Source organism: Dermacoccus sp. NHGro5, from assembly GCF_017565385.1.
In the GTDB taxonomy this organism is placed as follows: Bacteria; Actinomycetota; Actinomycetes; order Actinomycetales; family Dermatophilaceae; genus Dermacoccus; species Dermacoccus nishinomiyaensis.
On record NZ_JAGEKQ010000010.1, the window covers coordinates 1 to 19,597 of the forward strand.

General features: G+C 69.0%; 18 protein-coding genes. 7 read left to right on the forward strand and 11 right to left on the reverse strand.

Annotated features, from left to right (window positions below; translation table 11 throughout):
- Positions 1 to 381 precede the first annotated feature (381 nt).
- The 8 genes from J4Z35_RS05560 to J4Z35_RS05595 all read right to left on the reverse strand — a co-directional run bounded on the left by J4Z35_RS05560 (position 382) and on the right by J4Z35_RS05595 (position 7,896).
- Positions 382 to 783 carry a cytochrome c oxidase subunit 4 gene (locus tag J4Z35_RS05560; RefSeq protein ID WP_062258761.1) on the reverse strand — a complete coding sequence of 134 codons (402 nt, stop codon included), beginning with the start codon at positions 781 to 783 and terminating at the stop codon, positions 382 to 384.
- The gene (ctaD, locus tag J4Z35_RS05565) at positions 780 to 2,504 is read right to left on the reverse strand and encodes a cytochrome c oxidase subunit I (RefSeq protein ID WP_062258759.1); all 1,725 of its coding nucleotides are present in this window, start codon (positions 2,502 to 2,504) and stop codon (positions 780 to 782) included. Before ctaD ends, J4Z35_RS05560 begins: the two co-directional genes overlap by 4 nt.
- Entirely contained in the window at positions 2,504 to 3,433 is a 930-nt protein-coding gene (gene coxB / locus J4Z35_RS05570; RefSeq protein WP_006946600.1) for a cytochrome c oxidase subunit II, read from the reverse strand. Before coxB ends, ctaD begins: the two co-directional genes overlap by 1 nt.
- A gap of 66 nt (positions 3,434 to 3,499) precedes the next feature.
- Complete coding sequence (gene aat, locus J4Z35_RS05575) at positions 3,500 to 4,201, reverse strand: leucyl/phenylalanyl-tRNA--protein transferase (RefSeq protein ID WP_006946588.1); 702 nt, start codon at positions 4,199 to 4,201, stop codon at positions 3,500 to 3,502.
- Positions 4,198 to 5,184, reverse strand: a complete 987-nt coding sequence (locus J4Z35_RS05580; RefSeq protein WP_074041243.1) for a carbohydrate kinase family protein — start codon at positions 5,182 to 5,184, stop codon at positions 4,198 to 4,200. Before J4Z35_RS05580 ends, aat begins: the two co-directional genes overlap by 4 nt.
- 78 nt (positions 5,185 to 5,262) lie before the next feature.
- Positions 5,263 to 5,625, reverse strand: a complete 363-nt coding sequence (locus J4Z35_RS05585; RefSeq protein ID WP_006946562.1) for an iron-sulfur cluster assembly accessory protein — start codon at positions 5,623 to 5,625, stop codon at positions 5,263 to 5,265.
- A 94-nt stretch (positions 5,626 to 5,719) separates the two neighbouring features.
- Positions 5,720 to 6,403 carry a M50 family metallopeptidase gene (locus J4Z35_RS05590; protein WP_006946591.1) on the reverse strand — a complete coding sequence of 228 codons (684 nt, stop codon included), beginning with the start codon at positions 6,401 to 6,403 and terminating at the stop codon, positions 5,720 to 5,722.
- 125 nt (positions 6,404 to 6,528) lie between these two features.
- A complete protein-coding gene (locus J4Z35_RS05595) occupies positions 6,529 to 7,896 on the reverse strand; it encodes a dipeptidase (protein WP_006946573.1) in 1,368 nt (455 codons plus the stop codon).
- Between the two features lie 72 nt (positions 7,897 to 7,968).
- Between J4Z35_RS05595 and J4Z35_RS05600 the strand changes: the two genes are divergently transcribed.
- Positions 7,969 to 8,598: a DUF3043 domain-containing protein gene (locus J4Z35_RS05600; RefSeq protein WP_006946565.1), complete on the forward strand. Its 630-nt coding sequence runs from the start codon at positions 7,969 to 7,971 to the stop codon at positions 8,596 to 8,598.
- A 121-nt stretch (positions 8,599 to 8,719) separates the two neighbouring features.
- On the opposite strand, the gene gcvT is transcribed toward J4Z35_RS05600, so the two are convergent.
- Positions 8,720 to 9,823, reverse strand: coding sequence for a glycine cleavage system aminomethyltransferase GcvT (gene gcvT / locus J4Z35_RS05605; protein ID WP_062258756.1), 1,104 nt, complete (start codon positions 9,821 to 9,823; stop codon positions 8,720 to 8,722).
- A 102-nt stretch (positions 9,824 to 9,925) separates the two neighbouring features.
- Here gcvT and J4Z35_RS05610 point away from each other — a divergent pair, with 102 nt between their 5' ends.
- The 3 genes from J4Z35_RS05610 (at position 9,926) to J4Z35_RS05620 (ending at position 14,381) form a co-directional block, all read left to right on the forward strand.
- Positions 9,926 to 11,410 carry a leucyl aminopeptidase gene (locus J4Z35_RS05610; protein ID WP_074041242.1) on the forward strand — a complete coding sequence of 495 codons (1,485 nt, stop codon included), beginning with the start codon at positions 9,926 to 9,928 and terminating at the stop codon, positions 11,408 to 11,410.
- A 188-nt stretch (positions 11,411 to 11,598) separates the two neighbouring features.
- Entirely contained in the window at positions 11,599 to 13,449 is a 1,851-nt protein-coding gene (gene sucB / locus J4Z35_RS05615) for a 2-oxoglutarate dehydrogenase, E2 component, dihydrolipoamide succinyltransferase (protein WP_074041241.1), read from the forward strand.
- A 23-nt stretch (positions 13,450 to 13,472) separates the two neighbouring features.
- On the forward strand, positions 13,473 to 14,381 hold the full coding sequence (locus tag J4Z35_RS05620; RefSeq protein WP_074041240.1) for a TIGR01777 family oxidoreductase: 909 nt from the start codon (positions 13,473 to 13,475) through the stop codon (positions 14,379 to 14,381).
- A gap of 68 nt (positions 14,382 to 14,449) precedes the next feature.
- Here the strand turns inward: J4Z35_RS05620 and J4Z35_RS05625 are convergent, their stop codons facing one another.
- Positions 14,450 to 16,135: a serine/threonine-protein kinase gene (locus tag J4Z35_RS05625; protein ID WP_074041239.1), complete on the reverse strand. Its 1,686-nt coding sequence runs from the start codon at positions 16,133 to 16,135 to the stop codon at positions 14,450 to 14,452.
- Between the two features lie 143 nt (positions 16,136 to 16,278).
- On the opposite strand from J4Z35_RS05625, the gene lipB reads away from it, so the two are divergent.
- From lipB to J4Z35_RS05640, 3 genes are all read left to right on the forward strand, one after another.
- Positions 16,279 to 16,920 carry a lipoyl(octanoyl) transferase LipB gene (gene lipB, locus J4Z35_RS05630; RefSeq protein ID WP_006946636.1) on the forward strand — a complete coding sequence of 214 codons (642 nt, stop codon included), beginning with the start codon at positions 16,279 to 16,281 and terminating at the stop codon, positions 16,918 to 16,920.
- A 115-nt stretch (positions 16,921 to 17,035) separates the two neighbouring features.
- A complete protein-coding gene (gene lipA / locus J4Z35_RS05635; protein WP_006946581.1) occupies positions 17,036 to 18,061 on the forward strand; it encodes a lipoyl synthase in 1,026 nt (341 codons plus the stop codon).
- Positions 18,062 to 18,065: 4 nt separating this feature from the next.
- Positions 18,066 to 18,875 (forward strand): DUF4191 domain-containing protein, encoded by an 810-nt coding sequence (locus J4Z35_RS05640; protein ID WP_006946616.1) that lies wholly within the window; start codon positions 18,066 to 18,068, stop codon positions 18,873 to 18,875.
- Positions 18,876 to 19,095: 220 nt separating this feature from the next.
- Here J4Z35_RS05640 and J4Z35_RS05645 read toward each other — a convergent pair whose 3' ends face one another.
- Positions 19,096 to 19,521, reverse strand: a complete 426-nt coding sequence (locus tag J4Z35_RS05645) for an RDD family protein (RefSeq protein WP_062258745.1) — start codon at positions 19,519 to 19,521, stop codon at positions 19,096 to 19,098.
- Positions 19,522 to 19,597 lie beyond the last annotated feature (76 nt).

A 19,597-nucleotide genomic window follows, 5' to 3' on the forward strand; every position in this document is an offset into this window, starting at 1 on the left:
CGAGGGCTCCGAAGTAGAACGCTTTGCGCCACGTCATGATCTGATGACGCGACACACCCTGCTCGAGCAACCACGCCGCTTTCGTGCCATGCGGCAACGCCACATACTGCTGCACCAACGCGGTCTTCTCTTCCGCAGTCCATCTGCGCATACCCACCTCCTGAGTGACTCACACCCAGGCTGACAGTCAGGGGTGGACGAAAATCGCAGGTACGCACGGGCCGCTGTGGGGCGCCCGGGCGGCTTTGCCGGCCCCGCCACCGTCATCACCGCATGCTCGCGTGACGTCGCACAGCCGAACTAGCGAGTCCGCTTCATCCCAGACATGCAGATCGCCCCGCCCTTCCAGAGGAAGGGCGGGGCGATCTTTGGTGCGAGTGATCAGATGGCGTGCTCGCCACTGAAGTATTCGAACGTCCACAGCACGACTGCAACGCAGACAAGCGGAGCGGCGATGAACACGATCCACCAGCCGACAGCCATCCCGAACGCGAGCAGCGCAATCGCAGCGGCGAGCCACAGCGGCGTCCACGAGTAGGGCGAGAAGAAGCCCTGCTCGCCGGACACTTCGCTGATCTCGCCCTCGGGGCGGTCGCTCGGGCCCGCACCCAGCTTGCGGTCGGTGACCGCGAAGTAACCGGCGATCATGAGGCCGAAGCCGGTGCTGAGCGCGAGGCCGACGACACCCACTGGCTCGTCCCAGTGGCTGAAGTGACCGTAGATGAAGATCAGCGGCAAGTAGAAGAGGCCGAGCACGAGGAAGAGCTTGTATGACGTCTTCATGCGGTGTGAGCCTTTCCACCCAGCTGGTCAACCGTGTCCTGCGCCGGCAGGACGGAGAAGACCCCGACCTCCGGGTGGTGCAGGTCGAACGCGGGGCGCTCGGAACGGATGCGCGGGATGCTGTTGAAGTTGTGACGCGGCGGCGGGCAGGACGTCGCCCACTCGAGCGAGGCCCCGAAGCCCCACGGGTCGTCCTCCGTGACGAGCGGCGCCTTCTTCCACGTGATGTACACGTTGTAGAGGAACGGCAGCATCGAGGCACCCAGCAGGAACGAGCCAACGGTCGAGACCTGGTTCAAGGACTGGAACCCGTCCTCCGGGAGGTAGTCGGCGTAACGACGGGGCATGCCCTCGACACCCAGCACGTGCTGAACGAGGAACGTCAGGTGGAAGCCGACGAACAGCAGCCAGAAATGGATCTTGCCGATCGTCTCGTTCAGCATGCGGCCGGTGAACTTCGGCCACCAGAAGTAATACCCCGCGAACATCGCGAACACGACGGTGCCGAAGACGACGTAGTGGAAGTGCGCCACGACGAAGTAAGAGTCGGACAGGTGCAGGTCGAGCGCCGGGCTGGCGAGGATGACACCCGTCAGACCACCGAAGAGGAAGGTCGCGAGGAAGCCGAGCGCCCACAGCATCGGAGTCTCGAAGGTGAGCGAGCCACCCCACATGGTGCCGATCCAGTTGAAGAACTTCACGCCGGTCGGGACGGCGATGAGCATCGTCATGACGGCGAAGAAGGGCAGGAGCACCTGGCCGGTCGCGTACATGTGGTGAGCCCACACCGAGACCGACAGCGCGCCGATGGCGATCGTCGCGAAGACCAGTGTCTTGTAACCGAAGATCGGCTTGCGCGAGAAGACCGGCAGGACCTCGGAGATGATGCCGAAGAACGGCAGCGCGATGATGTACACCTCGGGGTGCCCGAAGAACCAGAACATGTGCTGCCAGAGCATGGCTCCGGCCGTTTCCGAGTCGAACACGTGCGCATTCATCGTGCGGTCGAGGCCGAGGCCGAACAGCGCAGCGGCGAGGACCGGGAAGACGAGCAGCACGAGGATCGAGGTGATGAGCACTGTCCACGTGAAGATCGACGTGCGGAACATTGTCATGCCGGGAGCGCGCATGCAGACGATCGTCGTGACGAAGTTGACCGCACCCATGATCGAGGCGAAACCGGTCAGCGCGAGGCCGTAGACCCACAGGTTGCCGCCGAGACCGGGGCTGTAGGTGGTGCTCGACAGCGGCGCGTACGCGAACCAACCGAACGAGGCCGCACCCTGCGGCGTCAGGAAGCCGGCCACTGCGATGAGGCTGCCGAAGAGGTAGAGCCAGTAGGCGAACATGTTGAGTCGCGGGAAGGCGACGTCGGGCGCGCCGATCTGCAGCGGCATGAGCGCGTTCGCGAAGCCCGAGAACAGCGGCGTCGCGAACATCAGGAGCATCACCGTGCCGTGCATGGTGAACAGCTGGTTGAACTGCTCCGGGTTGTCGACGATTTGCAGGCCGGGCGACCACAGCTCGGCACGGATGACCAGAGCCATCGCACCACCGAGCAGGAAGAAGATGAACGACGTGATGAAGTACAGGTTGCCGATGACCTTGTGGTCGGTCGTCGTCAACCACTTGACGATGGTTCGGCCCGCGTTGAAGTCCTCAGGACGCCGTGCCTCGGGGCGCTGCTGAAGGCCTGCGGCGGGAGTCGTAGCCGTAGCCATTACTTACCCTCCTTGACGATGTCCGGCGCGCCGACACCCTCGGGCAGGTACTGCTGGTCCTGCGGGGCGACGCTGGAACGGTTGAGGGAGTTCGACAGGAAGCCGGACTTGCCCTGCTTGCGCAGGTCGTCCATGTGCTTGTCGTACTCCGCCTGCGAGACGACCTTCACGTTGAAGAGCATCTGAGAGTGGTACGCACCGCACAGCTCGGCGCACTTGCCCTTGAAGGTGCCCTCTTGCGTCGTGTCGACGGCGAACTTGTTCACCTTGCTCGGGATCATGTCGAGCTTCTGCAGGAACTGCGGCACCCAGAACGTGTGGATGACGTCGCGCGTCGTCAGCACGAACTCGACGCGCTTGTTCACGGGCAGGTACAGCGTCGGCAGTCCGGCCTCGGCGCCCGGCTTGCCGGCCTTCATGTCACCCATGACGCCGGTGTCGTAGGTCTTGGCGTCGACGTAGTTGAAGTCCCAACTCCACTGCTTGCCGACGACGTTGATCGTCACGTCGGGCTTCGGCTTGGTGTCGAGCAGCTTGTTCTCCAGCCCGACCGTCTTGCCGAACAGCACGGCGACCATGAAGATCGGCACGACCGTGTAGAGGATCTCCATCGGCACGTTGTACTGCATCTGCGCCGGGAAGCCCGTGTCGCTCTTGCGACGGCGGTAGCGCAGGATGCACCAGAGCATGAGGCCCCAGACGAGCACGCCGACGGCGAGCGCCCAGTACCAGGTGTCCACCCAGAAATCGATCACATGGTGGGAGTTCTCGGTGACGCCCTCGGGCAGCCAGCCGCGGCTGACCTCTCCGGAGCACGCGGTCAGCGGCAGTACCGCTCCACCGACACCGACAGCAGCAATTCGACGACGCCACGAGGGGCTCGTCTTCCGTAAGGGCCGACGCACAGCGTCCACCTTCCTCAGATCCATACCAGGCACATTCAAACCTTATCCCAGGCTCAGACTTCGCCAAGGGTCGGGGGGTATCTCCTGGCTCTAACGATTGCCTAACGGCACCCGCGCGCCCGGCACCAGACCGGTGATCGGCGGCGAGGTGACGAGGTGCGCGACGGCGTCGCGGTACGCCGGACGCTCCATGGTGGTGATGCCCAGGCTCGCGAGGTGGTCCGTGCGCCACTGCACGTCGATCAGACGCGGCCCGGGCTCGGCGAACACGACCTCGCTCAGCGCCCACAGCGCCACCTTCGATGCGTCAGTCGCGACGTGGAACTTCGACTCGCCGGCGAACAACCCACCGAGCGCGAGCCCATAGAGGCCGCCGACGAGTTCGCCGTCCTGTCTCACCTCGATCGAGTGCGCCACCCCGAGGCGGTGGAGTGCGCCGTAGGCCGAGGCGACGGCGGGGGTGATCCACGCGCCGTCACGGCTCGGGTCGGCGCAGGCGGCGACAACGTCGTCGAACGCGGTGTCGATGCTCACCTCCATCGTCCGGCCCGAGCGACGCAGGCTGCGGGAGACGTGGAAGTCACCGCGACGCAGGACGCCGCGCTCCAGCGGCGACCACCAGCCAAGCGGTTCGCCGCCGCCCTCCCCCAGACCCATCGGGAAGACGCCCTGGGAGTACGCCCCGACGATCGTCGCCGGTTCGAGGTCGGCGCCGAGGGCGACGAGGTCGTCATCGGCGTCGAAGTCGGCGTCGGCGAAGTTCCACCGGCACTCGAGCTCGAGCGGGTTCACGACCGCCGATCACGCAGGCGCGCCGCCACCTCGCCTGCCGCGGCGTCACCGTAAGCCGCGCGGAAGCGGTCGAGGAAGGCGGGCGCCTTCAGCACGTACTCCTGGGTGCCGACGGTCTCGATGACGTGAGCGGCGAGCACCGAACCCAGCTGGGCGCAGCGCTCCAGCTCGAGCTGCCACGACAACCCGGCCAGGAATCCAGCGCGGAAGGCGTCGCCGACGCCCGTCGGGTCGACCGCCTGCGCGATCTGGGCGACGGGCACGTCGATCGTCGGCTCACCGCGGCGGTGGATGCTCGCGCCGTCCTTGCCGCGGGTGATGACACGTACCCCGACGCGGTCGAGGATCTCGTCGGCGCTCCAGCCCGTCTTCTGCTCCGTGAGGTGCGATTCGTACTCGTTGGTGAACAGGTACTGCGCGCCGTCGATGATGTCGCGGATGAACGCGCCGTCGCCGAAGGCCAGCTGCTGGGAGGGGTCCGCGACGAACGGGATGCCCCGACGCCGGCACTCCTGCGTGTTGCGACGCATGCCCTCCGGGTCGTGCGCGCCGATGAGGACGAGGTCAAAACCCCCGTGGCGCTCGGCGATCGGGCCGAGTTCGACCTCGCGCCCCTCCGACATCGCACCCGGGTAGAACGACGCCATCTGCGCCATGTCGTTGTCGGTCGTGCAGACGAAACGCGCGGTGTGCTGCGTCTGCGAGATGCGCACCTCAGAGGTGTCGACGCCATGACGCTCCAACCAGGAGCCGTAGTCGGCGAAATCGGCGCCCACGCACCCGATGAGGATCGGGCGCAGGCCGAGGTCGCCGAGGCCGAACGCGATGTTGCCCGCCACGCCTCCGCGGCGGATCTGCAGGTCGTTCACGAGGAACGAGACCGAGATCTTGTCGAGCTGCTCGACGACGAGCGAATCGGCGAAACGCCCGTCGAACGTCATGAGATGGTCGGTTGCGATGGAACCCGTCACTGCGATCTTCACCGCATCAACCTACCGTGAAACGCGTTCGGCGCCCACGCTGCCATCGCAGCAGTGGGCGCCGAGGCGGAGCCGATCGGATCAGCTGAAGCTGTCACCGCACGCGCAGGAGCTGCCCGCGTTCGGGTTATCGATCGTGAAGCCCTGCTTCTCGATCGTGTCGGCGAAGTCGATGGAGGCGCCGTCGAGGTACGGCGCGCTCATGCGGTCGACCACGACCTCGACGCCACCGAAGTCGCGCACGAGGTCACCGTCGAGGGTGCGCTCGTCGAAGTAGAGCTGGTAGATGAGGCCCGAGCAGCCGCCCGGCTGCACGCCGACGCGCAGGCGAAGGTCGTCACGGCCCTCCTGCTCGAGCAGGCTCTTCACCTTGGCTGCGGCGACGTCCGTCAGAATGACGCCGTGGGTGGCCGTCTCGGCCTGGGTGTTCGTCTCCACCGTCATCGTGGATCGATCCTCTCTCACGTCTTCGGTCCTGGTGGTCTCCAGGCCGTTCTTCGTGCAACACCGCGGCGGCCCGCCGTGTTCCCGCCCCACCTTACGCGCCGCCGAGGCGCGCCAGTGACGAGCGGACCGGCTCGAGCACTCCGACGACGGCGGCAGCCGCCGTCAGGCACGCGATGGCGGCGAGCAAGAACACGAACCGCCAGACGAACGCAGGGACGTGACCGACGCGCGCGAGCTCCATCGCGTCGTCACGCCCGACGTGGGGGCGGAACAGCTCGAGCGCGGAGCGCAGCCCGCCGACGAGCAGGAACCACGACGCGCTCGCCACGACGACGTTCGTGACGGGATCGGAGGCCCAACGTAGCGTCGCGACGAGCAACGCCCCGACGCACGCGATGACGACGACGCCGAACGCGTTGCGCAGGAGCAGTGCCATGAGTGCGACGACAACGGCGCCGGCGACGAGCCAGATCCGCGCCTGGTCTGCGCGCAGGGCGACCAGACCCCCGAGCCCGACGATCCCGGGCGCCGGGTACCCGGCCAGGAGGGTCAGCACGACGCCGAGCCCACCCTGTCGGCCGACGCTTACCGCCTCACCTGACGAATCACGGTTGAGCCGCACCGAGCGGACGCTGCGCCCCGCGAGAAGAGCGACGAGGGTGTGCCCCGCCTCGTGGACCGCGGTCACGGCATGACGCAACGGGCCGAACAACCAGCCTGCCAGCGCGCACACGGCACCGACGACGGCGCTCAGCAGCATGAGGTCGTCATTCATGTCCCGACATCGCCCCCTCGGGATGGATGAGGCTCTTGACCCCGGCCTTCACCACAGGCACCCGACAGCGGGTGAGGCCACGCGCCATCACGCAGGCCTCACCCGTCGTCGTCGAGCGCCCGGTGTCACGCGCCGTCCGAGGCCTTCGCGACGCGCTGCAGGAGAACCGCCTCGGCGAGGCAGACCTTCGCGAACTCGCCGAGGTGCAGCGATTCGTTCGCGCCGTGCGCGCGGGTGTCGGGGTCTTCGACACCGGTGACGAGCAGCGCAGCGTTGGGCATCATCTCCGCGAACAAGGAGACGAACGGGATCGAGCCGCCGATGCCGACGTCGACGGGGTCGCTGCCCCAGGCGTCACGGAAGGCGGCGCGGGCCTCGTCGTAGAGCGGGCCGGTGGCGTCGGCGTCGAAACCGGAACCGATCTCCTCGAGCTCCACCTCCACCTGCGCACCCCACGGTGCGTGGGAGCGCAGGTGCTCGGCGAGCGCCTCGTAGGCGGCCTGCGGGTCCTGCCCGGGGGCGACGCGCAGCGACAGCTTGGCTCGCGAACTCGCCGCGAGCGTGTTGCTCGCGACGTCGACGCCCGTCGCGTCGAGCCCGATGACGGTGATGCTCGGCCCACGCCACAACCGCGCGGTCAGCGGGCCCGTGCCGATGAGCTGCGTGCCCTCGAGCATGCCGGCGTCGCGGCGCAGCTCCTCGGGCGTGTAGTCGATGTCGACATTCTCGTCGGAGTCCAGCCCGGCGACGGCGACGCTGCCCGCGTCGTCATGAAGCGTTGCGAGCAGGCGGCACAGCGTCGTCAGCGAGTCGGGGACGGCGCCCCCGAACATGCCCGAGTGCACCGAGTGCGCCAGGGTGCGGACGGTGACGACGGCGCGGACGGTGCCGCGCAGGGTCGTCGTCAGCGCCGGCGTGCCGACGGCCCAGTTCGCTGAGTCGGCGAGCACGAGGACGTCGGACGTCAGCTCGTCCGCGTACGTGCGCAGCAGTGCGGGCAGGGAGTCGGAGGCGATCTCCTCCTCCCCCTCGATGAAGAGGGTGACGGTGCAGGGCAGGTCGTCGCCCCAGGCGCGGATCGCGGCGATGTGCGCCATGACACCGGCCTTGTCGTCGGCCGCGCCGCGGCCGTAGAGGCGACCGTCGCGCTCGGTCGGTTCGAACGGCGGGCTCTGCCAGTCGGCGTCGTCACCGGGGGGCTGGACGTCGTGGTGGGCGTACATGAGGACACGCGGCGACCCTGCGGGTCCTTCCTTGTGCGCGATGACGGCCGGGCGGCCGCCCTCGGAGACGACCTTGACGTCCATCCCCTCGGCCTCGAGCAGCTTCGCGACGGCGCGCGCGGAGTCGTCGACGTGCTGTTGGTCGAACGATCCGAGGGAGACGCTGGGGATGCGCGTGAGGGCCTTGAGGTCCTCGACGACGCCGGGCATGAGGGTGGCGATGCGCTGGCGGAGATCCTCCGGGGCGCCCGCGTTCACGGTGGCAGTCACAGCCGCCACGGTATCCCCCGCGCGCCCGTGTCGGGGATGGGAGGCGCGCGGGCGTGACGTAAAGTGGCGCGGGTGCGAGCAGTGAAGAAGAAGACGAGCAGCGGCGCCACCGCCGTCGGAGCCACCGCGGTCGAGAAGGATGCGACGCGCGAGCCGGCCGCCCCGACGAATGATGCGGCGCACACTCCGCGCCCCGGTGCGAAGAACCGCCCGACGCCTAAGCGCAGGGACCAGGAGGCCGCTCGTCGGCGCCCCCTCGTCGAGACCGACCGCAAGGCAGCCAAGGCGGCAGAGAAGGAGCGCGCACGCGAGGCGCGCGCCCAGCAGCGCGCAGCCGCCGATCGTGGCGAGGAATCCGCGCTGCCGCTGCGCGACCGCGGCCCCGAGAAGCGCTACATCCGTGACCGCGTCGACGCCCGCCTCAGCCTGGGCGAGGTCGCGATGCCGCTCATGTTCATCCTGATCTTCTCGTGGTTCCTGCTGCCCAAGCTGGCCGCCATCACCCTGGCGCTCGTGTGGGTCATCGTGCTCGCGGGCCTCATCGACTCTGCCCTGCTGTGGCGCCGCATCAAGAAGGACCTCATCGCCAAGTTCGGTGCCGTGCCGCGCGGCGGCGCCCTCTATGCGGTGACGCGCTCGATGCAGATGCGCCGCCTGCGCTTCCCCCGTCCGACGGTGAAGCGGGGCGACACGGTCGCCTGACGCGCCTCACCTCGGCACGTCCAGAACGAACGCATGACGAAGGGGGTCGCACCATCCGGTGCGAGCCCCCTTCGTCATGTCGTCAGAGGAGACGCCGCCGAGGCGGGAGGCGCTCATCGCGTCAGCTGCTGCGCGTCTGCACCTCGACGAACGGCGGCTTCGTGACGACGGCCTCGAGCATGCGACCACGCACGTCGACGACGACCTGGTCGCCCTCGGCGAGCATCGGCGAGACGAGCGCGAGCGCGACGCCCATGCCGAGAGTCGGCGAGAACGTCCCGGACGTCACCTCGCCGAGTTCAGCGCCCTCGGCGTCACGCACGATGCAGTGCGCGCGCGGGATGCCGCGGCCGGTGAGCTTGAGGCCACGCGAGATGCGGCGCGGGCCCTCGGCCTTCTCCTTGGTCAGGGCGTCCTTTCCCCAGAACGCGTCCTTCTTCCAGCCGACGGCCCAGCCGGAGCGCGCCTGCACGGGCGTGATGTCGAGCGAGAGATCCTGCCCGTGCAGGGGGTATCCCATCTCGGTGCGCAGGGTGTCGCGCGCCCCGAGGCCACAGGGCAGACCCTCGTAGGGGGCCGCGGCCTCGACGAGGGCGTCCCACAGCGCGAGGGCATCGTCCCAGCGGCAGACGAGTTCGTAGCCGCGCTCACCGGTGTAGCCGGTGCGGCACACGGTGACGGGGCGGCCCTGCCAGTCGGCCTCGTCGAAGCTCATGTAGTCGTGGTCGACGGGCAGAGCGAGTGCGGAGACGACCTCGTCGGACTTGGGACCCTGGACGGCGAGCACGGCGTATTCCTCGTGCGCGTCGGCGACCTCGATACCCTCCGGCGCGGCCTCCTCGAGGCGGCGCACGACCTCGGCCGTGTTCGCGGCGTTGGGGATGAGGAACAGATCGTCCTCGGCCTTGACGTAGACGATCAGGTCGTCGACGACCCCGCCGCTCTCGTCGCAGCACATCGTGTACTGGGCCTGGCCGGGCCCGATCTTGCGCAGGTCGTTCGTCAGGCACGAGTTGACGAAGTCGAGCGCGCCTGCACCCTTCACCGTCGCCTTGCCCAGGTGGCTCACGTCGAAGATGCCGACGCGCTCACGCACCGCGGTGTGCTCGCGCACGACACCTCCGCCCGGATACTCGATGGGCATGTCCCATCCTCCGAAGTCGGCCATCTTCGCCCCGAGGGCGCGGTGACGCTCGTCGAGGGGCGAGAGCTTGTTCTCAGTCATGCCTCGAACCTACCGCGCCCACCGCGTCCTACGGGCCGTTAAGCTCGGCCCAGCAGCATGCACGCCGATGACCTCGGCATCACCCACGAAAGGGGCCCCCACATGGTCGACATCACCCTCAGCGACAAGAGCGCGGACGCCATCGCAGCCGACGCCACCGTCGTCCTCACCGCACCGATGAAGGACGGCGCCCGCGTCATCGACCCCGTCGGAGTCTCCCCCGCCGCAGTCAAGGCGCTCAACGAGGCTCTCGCGACGCTCGAGGCGAAGGGTCGCGCCGACGAGGTGCTGCGCCTGTCGGGTGCCGGCGACCTGAGCGGCCTCGTCATCGCCGTCGGCTCGGGCGTCGACGCCGAGCAGGCGCCGACGAAGGCCTCCGCGCTGCGTGACGCCGCCGGTGCCGCCGCGCGTTCGCTCACGGGCACCTCGAGCGCCGTCTTCGCCTTCCCCGCGGTCGCCGACGACCTCGTCCAGGCCATCTGCGAGGGCATCGCCCTCGGCGCGTACGCCTACACCGCGTACAAGAGCAAGCCGAAGGAAGCCCTCGCCAAGGCAACGCTGCTCGTCACCGACGCGAAGTCGCCCGGCGCCCTCGCGGGCGTCGAGACCGCGGCGGCCGTCGTGACCGCGCAGAACTGGGCGCGCGACCTCGTCAACATGCCGCCGCTCGACCTCAACCCCGCCTCGTTCGCCGACATCGTCCGCAAGCGCATGTCGGGCACCAAGGTCAAGGTCGACATCATGGACGAGAAGGCCCTCGCGAAGGCCGAGTGCGGCGGCCTCATCGGCGTCGGCCGCGGCTCGGCGCGTCCGCCGCGCCTCGTGACGCTGACGTACAAGCCCGCGAAGGCGACGAAGCACATCTCGATCGTCGGCAAGGGCATCACGTTCGACTCCGGCGGCCTGTGCATCAAGCCCGCCAACGGCATGGCGACGATGAAGTGCGACATGGCCGGCGCTGCCGCCGTCGCGGCCTTCCTCGAGGCCGTCGCCGCGCTCGAGCTGCCGGTCGCCGTCACGGGCTACCTGTGCCTCGCCGAGAACATGACGGGCGCCGACGCGCAGCGTCCCGGCGACGTCATCCGCATGCACGACGGCACGACCGTCGAGATCGACAACACCGACGCCGAGGGGCGCCTCGTCATGGCTGACGGCCTGTGCTACGCCACCGAGGAGGAGCCCGATCTCATCATCGACATCGCGACGCTCACCGGCGCGGCCGTGCTCGCGCTCGGCAACCGCACGGCGGCGATCGTCGGCAACAACGACGAGGTGCGCGACGAACTGATCGCGGCCTCCGAGCGCGTCGACGAGCACATGTGGCCGATGCCGCTGCTCGAGCACCTGCGCCCGAGCATCGACTCCGAGGTGGCCGATCTCAAGCACACCGGCGAGCGCATGGGTGGGCTCATCACCGCGGCGATGTTCCTCAAGGAGTTCGTCGGCGAGAAGAACGGCGAGCAGATCGACTGGATCCACATGGACATCGCGGCGCCCGCGTTCAACGAGGGCAGCCCCTACGGCGTCAACCCCAAGGGCGGCACCGGTTTCGCCGTCCGCACCCTCGTCGAGCTGGCTCGCGCCTGATCGAGCAGGCCCGCGGGTGGGAACGGCCGTTTTCCTACCCGCGGGTATTCGGGGCGGGTTTCCGCAACCCCGTCCGCGAGTGACAAGATGGCCTTGATCGGGGAGATCCGCTCGCTGCGAAGTGCCCCGGAGTTCACAACTTCATCCGCGAAACCAAAGTGAATTTTGGATTGAGGAGACCTCCACCCATGTCTGACCGCGTGACCATGCCGGCCCTCGGCGAGTCGGTGACCGAAGGCACCGTGACCCGCTGGCTGAAGAACGTCGGCGACACCGTCGCCGTTGACGAGCCGCTGCTGGAGGTCTCCACGGACAAGGTCGACACGGAGATTCCGTCGCCGATCGCCGGAACGCTGCAGGAGATCCTCGTCGAAGAGGATGAAACGGTGCCGGTCGGCGCCGACCTCGCCGTCATCGGCGACGGCGACGCTCCCGCGTCGTCCGACTCCGGTTCCGACTCCTCCTCCGACGACTCGCAGGAGGCCGAGCCGCAGGCCGAGGCCGACGAGAAGAAGGACGAGGCCGCCGAGAGCGCGCCGCAGGCGTCCGAGAGCTCGAACTCCTCGAACGACTCCGCCGCTGAGGTCTCCGGCGGCGAGAAGGTGACGATGCCCGCGCTCGGCGAGTCCGTCACCGAGGGCACGATCACGCGCTGGCTCAAGTCCGAGGGTGACGATGTCGCCGTTGACGAGCCCCTGCTCGAGGTCTCCACGGACAAGGTCGACACCGAGGTTCCCTCCCCCGTCGCGGGCAAGCTGACGAAGATCCTCGTCGCCGAGGACGAGACGGTGCCCGTCGGCGCCGACCTCGCCGTCATCGGCGGCTCGGCCGGCTCGAGTTCCTCCGACGACTCGGCCGAGGCCGAGAAGGCGCAGAAGAACCAGGACGAGGTCGACTCGAAAAAGCAGGACGAGGCCGTCGAGGCCGCGGAGTCGAAGAACGAGACGCCGGCCCCGGTCAAGGACGACGAGGCCGCCGAGAAGGAAGCCCCGAAGGCCGAGTCGTCGGCGAGCGAGGCGCCGAAGGACGAGGCCCCCAAGGCCTGCGCCGGCTCCGACAAGCAGCAGGAGACGTCGACGAAGGTCGACAACTCCGGCACCTACGTCACGCCTCTGGTGCGCAAGATCGCGGCCGAGAACAACATCGACCTGTCGACGATCACGGGCACCGGCGTCGGTGGCCGCATCCGTAAGCAGGATGTCCTCGACGCTGCGAAGAAGGCCCAGGAGCCGAAGCAGGAGGCCGCCCCGGCTGCGTCCGCCGCGGCTCCGGCAGCATCCTCCACCCCGGCCGCGTCGACGACGACGCCGCAGCCGTCCGCCGAGGCTCAGGCCAAGCGCGGCACGACAGAGAAGATGTCGCGTCTGCGCAAGGTCATCGCGCAGCGCATGGTCGAGTCGCTCGCCGTCTCCGCGCAGCTGACGGCCGTCGTCGAGGTCGACCTCACGAAGGTCGCGAGCATCCGTGCGCGCAACAAGGAGAGCTTCAAGTCTCGCGAGGGCGTCAACCTCTCCTACCTGCCGTTCATCACGACAGCTGTCGTCGAGGCGCTCAAGGCGTTCCCGCAGGTCAACTCCTCGGTCGACGGTGACAACATCATCTACCACAACGCCGAGCACATCGGCATCGCGGTCGACACGCCGCGCGGCCTGCTCGTGCCCGTCATCAAGGACGCGGGTGACCTGTCGATCGCCGGCATCGCGAAGAAGATCGCCGACCTCGCCGCTCGCACGCGTGACAACAAGGTGACGCCGGACGAGCTGGGTGGCGGCACGTTCACGATCTCGAACATCGGCTCGAACGGTTCGCTCATCGATACCCCGATCATCAACCAGCCGCAGGTCGCCATCCTCGGCACCGGCGCGATGGTCAAGCGTCCCGTCGTCGTCACCGATGAGTTCGGCAACGACTCGATCGCGATCCGTCAGATGATGAACCTCGTCCTCACCTACGACCACCGCGTGGTCGACGGCGCCGACGCCGGTCGCTTCCTCTCGGCCATCAAGGCTCGCCTGGAAGAGGGCGCCTTCGAGGTGTGATCGTCGCGGGCTAGTCTGACCGCATGACTGGACAGCGCATCGCCATCACCGGTTCCTCCGGAGTGATCGGCGGTGCGCTGTCATCATGTCTGCGTCGCCGCGGCGACACCGTCATCCGGATCGTCCGACGACCGGCGGTCACACCCGGCGAGGTGACGCTGCCCGAGGCCCGCAGCTCGAACAGCCGATTGGTCGAGACGCTCGCCACCGTCGATGCGGTCGTCAACCTGGCCGGGGCGGGCGTCGGGGATCATCGGTGGAGCCGCGCGTACAAGGACGCGATTCGCGAGTCGCGGATCGAGACGACGTCGAGGCTCGCCGACGCACTGGCGGAGGTGCCCCAACGGATTCGTCTCGTCTCGGGTTCGGCGATCGGCTTCTACGGCGATCGCGGTGACGAGGTGCTCGACGAGACGAGCGCACCCGGGGAAGACTTCCTCGCTCGCGTCTGCATCGAGTGGGAAGCTGCGGCGATGAGGGCTGCGAAGCGCCACGACGTCGCCCTCTCGCGCACCGGTCTCGTCATGACGGGCGAGGCCGGAGCGTTCGCTCCCCTCCTGACGACGACGCGGCTGGGCGCAGGGGGCCCATTGGGTTCGGGGCGGCAGTGGTGGAGCTGGATCACGCTGCGTGACGAGGTGCGCGCGCTGGTGTTTCTTCTCGACCACCCCGACGTCGTCGGGCCCGTCAACCTCGTCGCACCGCGCGCGAGTCGGCAGGCCGATCTCGCACAGGCACTCGCGCGCTCGCTGCGGCGCCCCGCTGCCCTGCGCGTACCGAAGGGGGCACTGCGCTTCGTCCTCGGTGAGATGGCCGACCAGGTGACCGCGTCGACGCGGGTACGCCCCCACGTGCTCGAAGCTGCCGGGTTCGACTGGCAGGACGAGAACCAGGACCAGGCGCTCGACCGGCTCGTCGCGTCGGCGCTCTGACCGGCGCGCGTCGGGAGGCTGATCGGGCGCGTGGCGCGCTCTCGTCCGGTTCATGGCGGAGATGCGCCTCAGCTCGCTGACCAGGACGAGATGCGCCAGCCCGTGCCGTCGTGGCTGAGGACGAGCCGGACGTCATCGTGACGCGCAGCAACACGCTCGCTCGCGGTCTTGGTGCGGACGTCGTACCCCGACGTCGTGATTCGGCTCGTCAGGCACACCTGGCCACCGCTGCATGACGTCGGCGTCAGCGCGCCGATCGCGTAGCCGAGGCCGTCGTACGACGCGCCCTGCGCGCTCGCCCGCGTGAAGGCCTGCAGGTCGTGCGTGTGAGCAGCCGAGCCCGGCACGAGGCACCGGCCCAGGCCTTCTCGATCCAACGTCGACCAGGCCTTGGCCCGGCAGTCGAGCAGCGCGACGACCTCCTGACGCGTCGGAGCCGTCATCGTGGGCGTCTTCGCACCGGACGCGGGCACCGCCGTCCCCGCCTCCGGGTTGGTCGAGGGCGACACCGCGTTCGGCATCGTCTTCGACGGCGGTGCGGGCGTCACCGTCGTCGAGGACGAGGTCGAGTTCGCCGGTGTCACACCAGGGTTGGCGCGCGCGTAGGCCGCGCTCGTCGAAGATCCGGCGTCATTCGCCGAGTCTCCGCCTGCGTGAACGGGCCACATCGCTGCTGCTGTGACGACGCACGCCCCCAGCAGCGCCGCGGGCACCCAGCGACCAGCTCTCCAGCGCGCGCCCGCCGCGTCAGCACGTCGCCCAGCGTCGACGGCCCCTGGACGCCACGTCCGTCTTCCCCCGACCTCGCCGCGGGTTTCAGCGCCACGACGCCCCCGTCGCCCACGACGTCCGCCCCTGAGTGACGACCCATGGCGCTCCGCGTCGGCCGGCTCGAGGAACTGCCGCCGCTGCGCCTCGTCCCGCAGTCGTCGCGTGATCGACTCACCAACGGCAGGGGTGTCACTCCCCTCGCCAATCGGCACGGCGGTCGGCACGGGCACCGGGCGTGCGGTGGCGACACCGCGCAGCCGGGTCGCCAGCTCCGCGGCGTGCGGGCGCGACGACGGCGTCTGTGCGAGGCACGCCGTGATGAGGTCGACGAGCGCGTCCGGCGCGTCGGGCAGGACGTCGACGAGGTGCGGCCGCAGGGCTGCGACGGGCGGCGGCGTCCCCAGGAGACAGAACCAGGCGAGCGCCCCGAAGGAGTACACGTCGGCCGCAGCGCTGGGCGGTTCACCGTCGACGATCTCGGGTGCGACGAACCCGTAGGTGGCCCAGTCGGCCCCGTCGGCGCGTGCCGCGACACGCGTGGCCCCCAGGTCTGCGATCGCAGGGCGTCCCTGGTGATCGAAGAGGATGTTGGACGGGGTGAGGTCGGCGTGCACGCATCCTCGGTCGTGGAAACCCGCCATGGTCGCCGCGACCGGAGCGAGCGCCGTCACGCACTCGCCGACGGTGAGTCCGCCGCGTCCTCGCACGACGTCGTCGAGGCTGCCGCCGGCCATGTACTCGAGCACGAGCGCGCTGTGGCCCTCGGCGCTCGTCGTGAGATCGAGGGCCTCGACGACGTGGGGCCCCGCGTGGCGCCGCAGCATCCGCCATTCCGAACGCGCGGTGATCGCGGGTTCCGTGCTGACCTTGATCGCGACGGTGCCCTGCGGCCCGGTGGCGCGCCACACCGACGAGCTGCCGCCCTGCCCGATGCGCGCTTCGATGGTGTATCCGGCGATCGTGGGTGCGGTGGCGTCGGGCATGGTGACTCCTGGGTTCGGCGTGCGAGGGGCGCCGCGGTCGGCGTCACTGGTTCCACCATCGCCCAGGCGGGCCGAAGCGTGCGTCGAGTTATCCACAGGCAGGCCGGCGGCCGTCGCGGCGTGTCGGAGAGTAGGCTCGGGGGATGCGTATCCAGCACCTCGGCTTCGCCCCTGACTTCGTCGACTACGAGCAGGCGTGGGAGGTGCAGCGTCAGGTCCACGCCGACGTCGTCGCGGGCGGCGAGGACACGGTGCTACTGCTCGAGCACTCCCCCGTCTACACGGCGGGCAAGCGCACCGAGGCGCACGAGCGTCCCTTCGACGGCACGCCCGTCGTCGACGTCGACCGCGGCGGCAAGATCACGTGGCACGGTCCAGGTCAGCTCGTGGGCTACCCGATCATGGCGCTGCCCATCCCCATCGACGTCGTCGCGCACGTGCGTCGCCTCGAGCAGCTCATGATCGACGTGTGCGCCGAGTTCGGCGTCGACGCCGACCGCGTGGAGGGACGTTCCGGCACCTGGGTGCTCGCCGACGACAAGGGCCCCGACCGCAAGATCGGCGCCATCGGCGTGCGCGTCTCGAAGCGCGCGACGATGCACGGTTTCTCGCTCAATTGCGACTGCGACCTGTCGTGGACGCAGACGATCGTGCCCTGCGGCATCGCCGATGCCGGGGTGACGACACTGAGCCGCGAGGTCGGTCGTGACGTCACCGTCGCCGAGGTGCTCCCTGTCGTGGAGCGTCACCTGTCGGCGATCGTCGCCCCGTCGAAGGCGGCGTGAGCGCCGTCCGCGTACTCGCCGGGAAGTTTTCACCCGCGTACGCTGTTGTTCTGAGCGCTGGCGCGCATCTTCGCGCCGTGTCGCCCTCAATCGCCAAGCTGAGGAGTGCTTTTCTGTGACCGTCGCGCCCGAAGGCCGTCGACTGCTGCGCGTGGAAGCGCGCAACGCCGAAACGCCCATCGAACGAAAGCCGAGTTGGATCCGCACCACGGCGAAGATGGGCCCGGAGTACAACTCGCTGCAGAATCTCGTCAAGGGTGGCGGCCTGCACACCGTGTGCCAGGAGGCCGGCTGTCCCAACATCTTCGAGTGCTGGGAGGACCGTGAGGCCACGTTCCTCATCGGCGGCGACACCTGCACGCGACGCTGCGACTTCTGCGACATCGCGAGCGGCAAGCCGTCCGCCCTCGACCTCGACGAGCCGCGCCGCGTCGCCGAGTCCGTCCGTGAGATGGGCCTGCGCTACGCCACCGTCACCGGCGTCGCGCGCGACGACCTGCCCGACGGTGCCGCGCAGCTGTACGCCGACACCGTGCGCCTCATCCACGAACTCAACCCGAACACGGGTGTCGAGATCCTGCCGCCCGACTTCGGCGCCGTCCCCGAGCTCGTCGGCAAGGTCTTTGACGCCCGCCCCGAGGTGTTCGCCCACAACCTGGAGACGGTACCGCGCATCTTCCGACGCATCCGCCCGGCGTTCACGTACGAGAAGTCGCTCAAGGTGCTGACGATGGCGCGCGAACAGGAGCTCGTGACGAAGTCGAACCTCATCCTCGGCATGGGTGAGGAGGAGCACGAGATCGACCAGGCGCTCGTCGACCTGCACGAGGCGGGCTGCGACATCATCACGATCACGCAGTACCTGCGCCCCTCGAAGCTGCACCACCCGATCGACCGGTGGGTCAAGCCGGAGGAGTTCGTGCACTGGTCCGAGCGTGCCGAGGAGATCGGTTTCTCCGGCGTCATGGCGGGTCCGCTCGTGCGTTCCTCCTACCGAGCCGGCCGTCTGTACGCCCAGGTCATGGCCAAGCGCGGCCAGGAGCTGCCGGAGAACCTGCTGCACCTCGCGGAGGCGGCGTCGTCGCCGGCGCGTCAGGAAGCTGCGTCTTTGGTGGCCCGCGCCGAGACCCGCGTATCCTGACCCCATGGCATCAACCTCCCCCACCAACGAGCCCAAGAAGTCGCGGTTCCGCCGCGGTTCGAGCGGCGGCGCCACGAAGGCCGACGGTGCGTCGAGCACGAGAGGCGAGGCCAAGGAGCCGGGCCGCTCCGCTCAGTTCCGTCAGGTGTTCGAGACGGCGCGCGCCAACGACCCCGCGCTGCTGGCGTGGATGATCGGTGCGTTCGCGCTCGTGTTCGTGCTGCTGCTCATCATCGGCTTCAGTATCGGCCACCCGATCTACCTCGGCATCATCGGCGTGCTGCTGGGTGTGCTCGCCGCACTGCTCGTGCTCGCCCGCCGCGCGAACACCGCGATCTACAAGTCGATCTCGGGTCAGCCGGGCGCGAGCGTCGCCGTCATGTCGTCGCTGCGCAAGGGCTGGTTCGTCGAGCAGGAGCCCGTCGGCGTCGACATGGGCCGCAACCGCCAGGTGCGCGACCTCTCGGGTGCCGCGATGGTGTACCGCGCCGTCGGCAAGCCGGGCGTCGTGCTCGTCGCGGAAGGCCCCAAGGGCATGGCCGAGCGTTTGCTCTCCAGTGAGAACAAGCGCACGACGCGGGTGCTCGGCCCCGAGGTTCCGGTGCACACGCTGCGCGTCGGCACCGACGAGGGCTCCGTCCCCGTCGAGCGTCTGCAGAAGGACATGCAGAAGATGCCCAAGGTGCTCACCGACGACGAGGCCGCTCGCATCACCAAGCGCTTGCGCGCCCTTGGGTCGGGCCGCCCCGCAGCTCCGGCCGGTATCGACCCCACGAAGGCACGCGTCAACCGCGCCGCGATGCGTGGCCGCTGAGCCTCCACGCACGAACACGAGAGCCCGCCACCTCGAGGTGGCGGGCTCTCGTGTGTTCTGGGGCTTGTCGCTTGTTCCCGCGCCCACGTGGTGCGACGCGGCGATGCATGTCGTCCCATCCGGGTGACGGGGCGTGAGGCGGGGCAACCCGCATGGGTCGTGCCATGAAGGTCATGCTGCCTGGGGCGTGCGCGCGGCGAGCGTCAATGTCGCATCGAGTTCAGCGCGTACGGACGATGACGGTGCCGGCAAGCTTGTCGTGCAGCCCGCGTCCGCTCGAGTCGGTGACGACGGCGGGGATCGCGAGGCAGAGCAGCACGGTGCGGACTGCGCCGGCGAGTAGACCGGGGGCGGCGCCGTCGCTGACGCGCTGCACCTGCATCCCCATGACGCGGTGCCCGAGCGTCATCCCGAGGGTGCTGACGAGCAGGAGGTTCTCGACGGCGAAGACGGCGAGCGGTTTGAAGCCCTCGGCGCCGCTCCCGCCCCAGCGGTAGCCCAGCAACCCCATGGCGATGACGGAGCAGAGCGCCCAGTCGATGAGCAGCGCGACGGCGCGCGGGGCCAGCCGCGCGAAGGAACCGGGGCCCTCGACGGGGCGGTTCTCGGCGGGGTCGGCATCGGCGAGGGGGGCAGCTGGGGGCACGTTCGTTTCCGTTCGGTGGTGTCTCGCACTGTGAGTCGTAGCGCGCCCTCCAAGACTAGAGGTGAGGTGCCTGGAT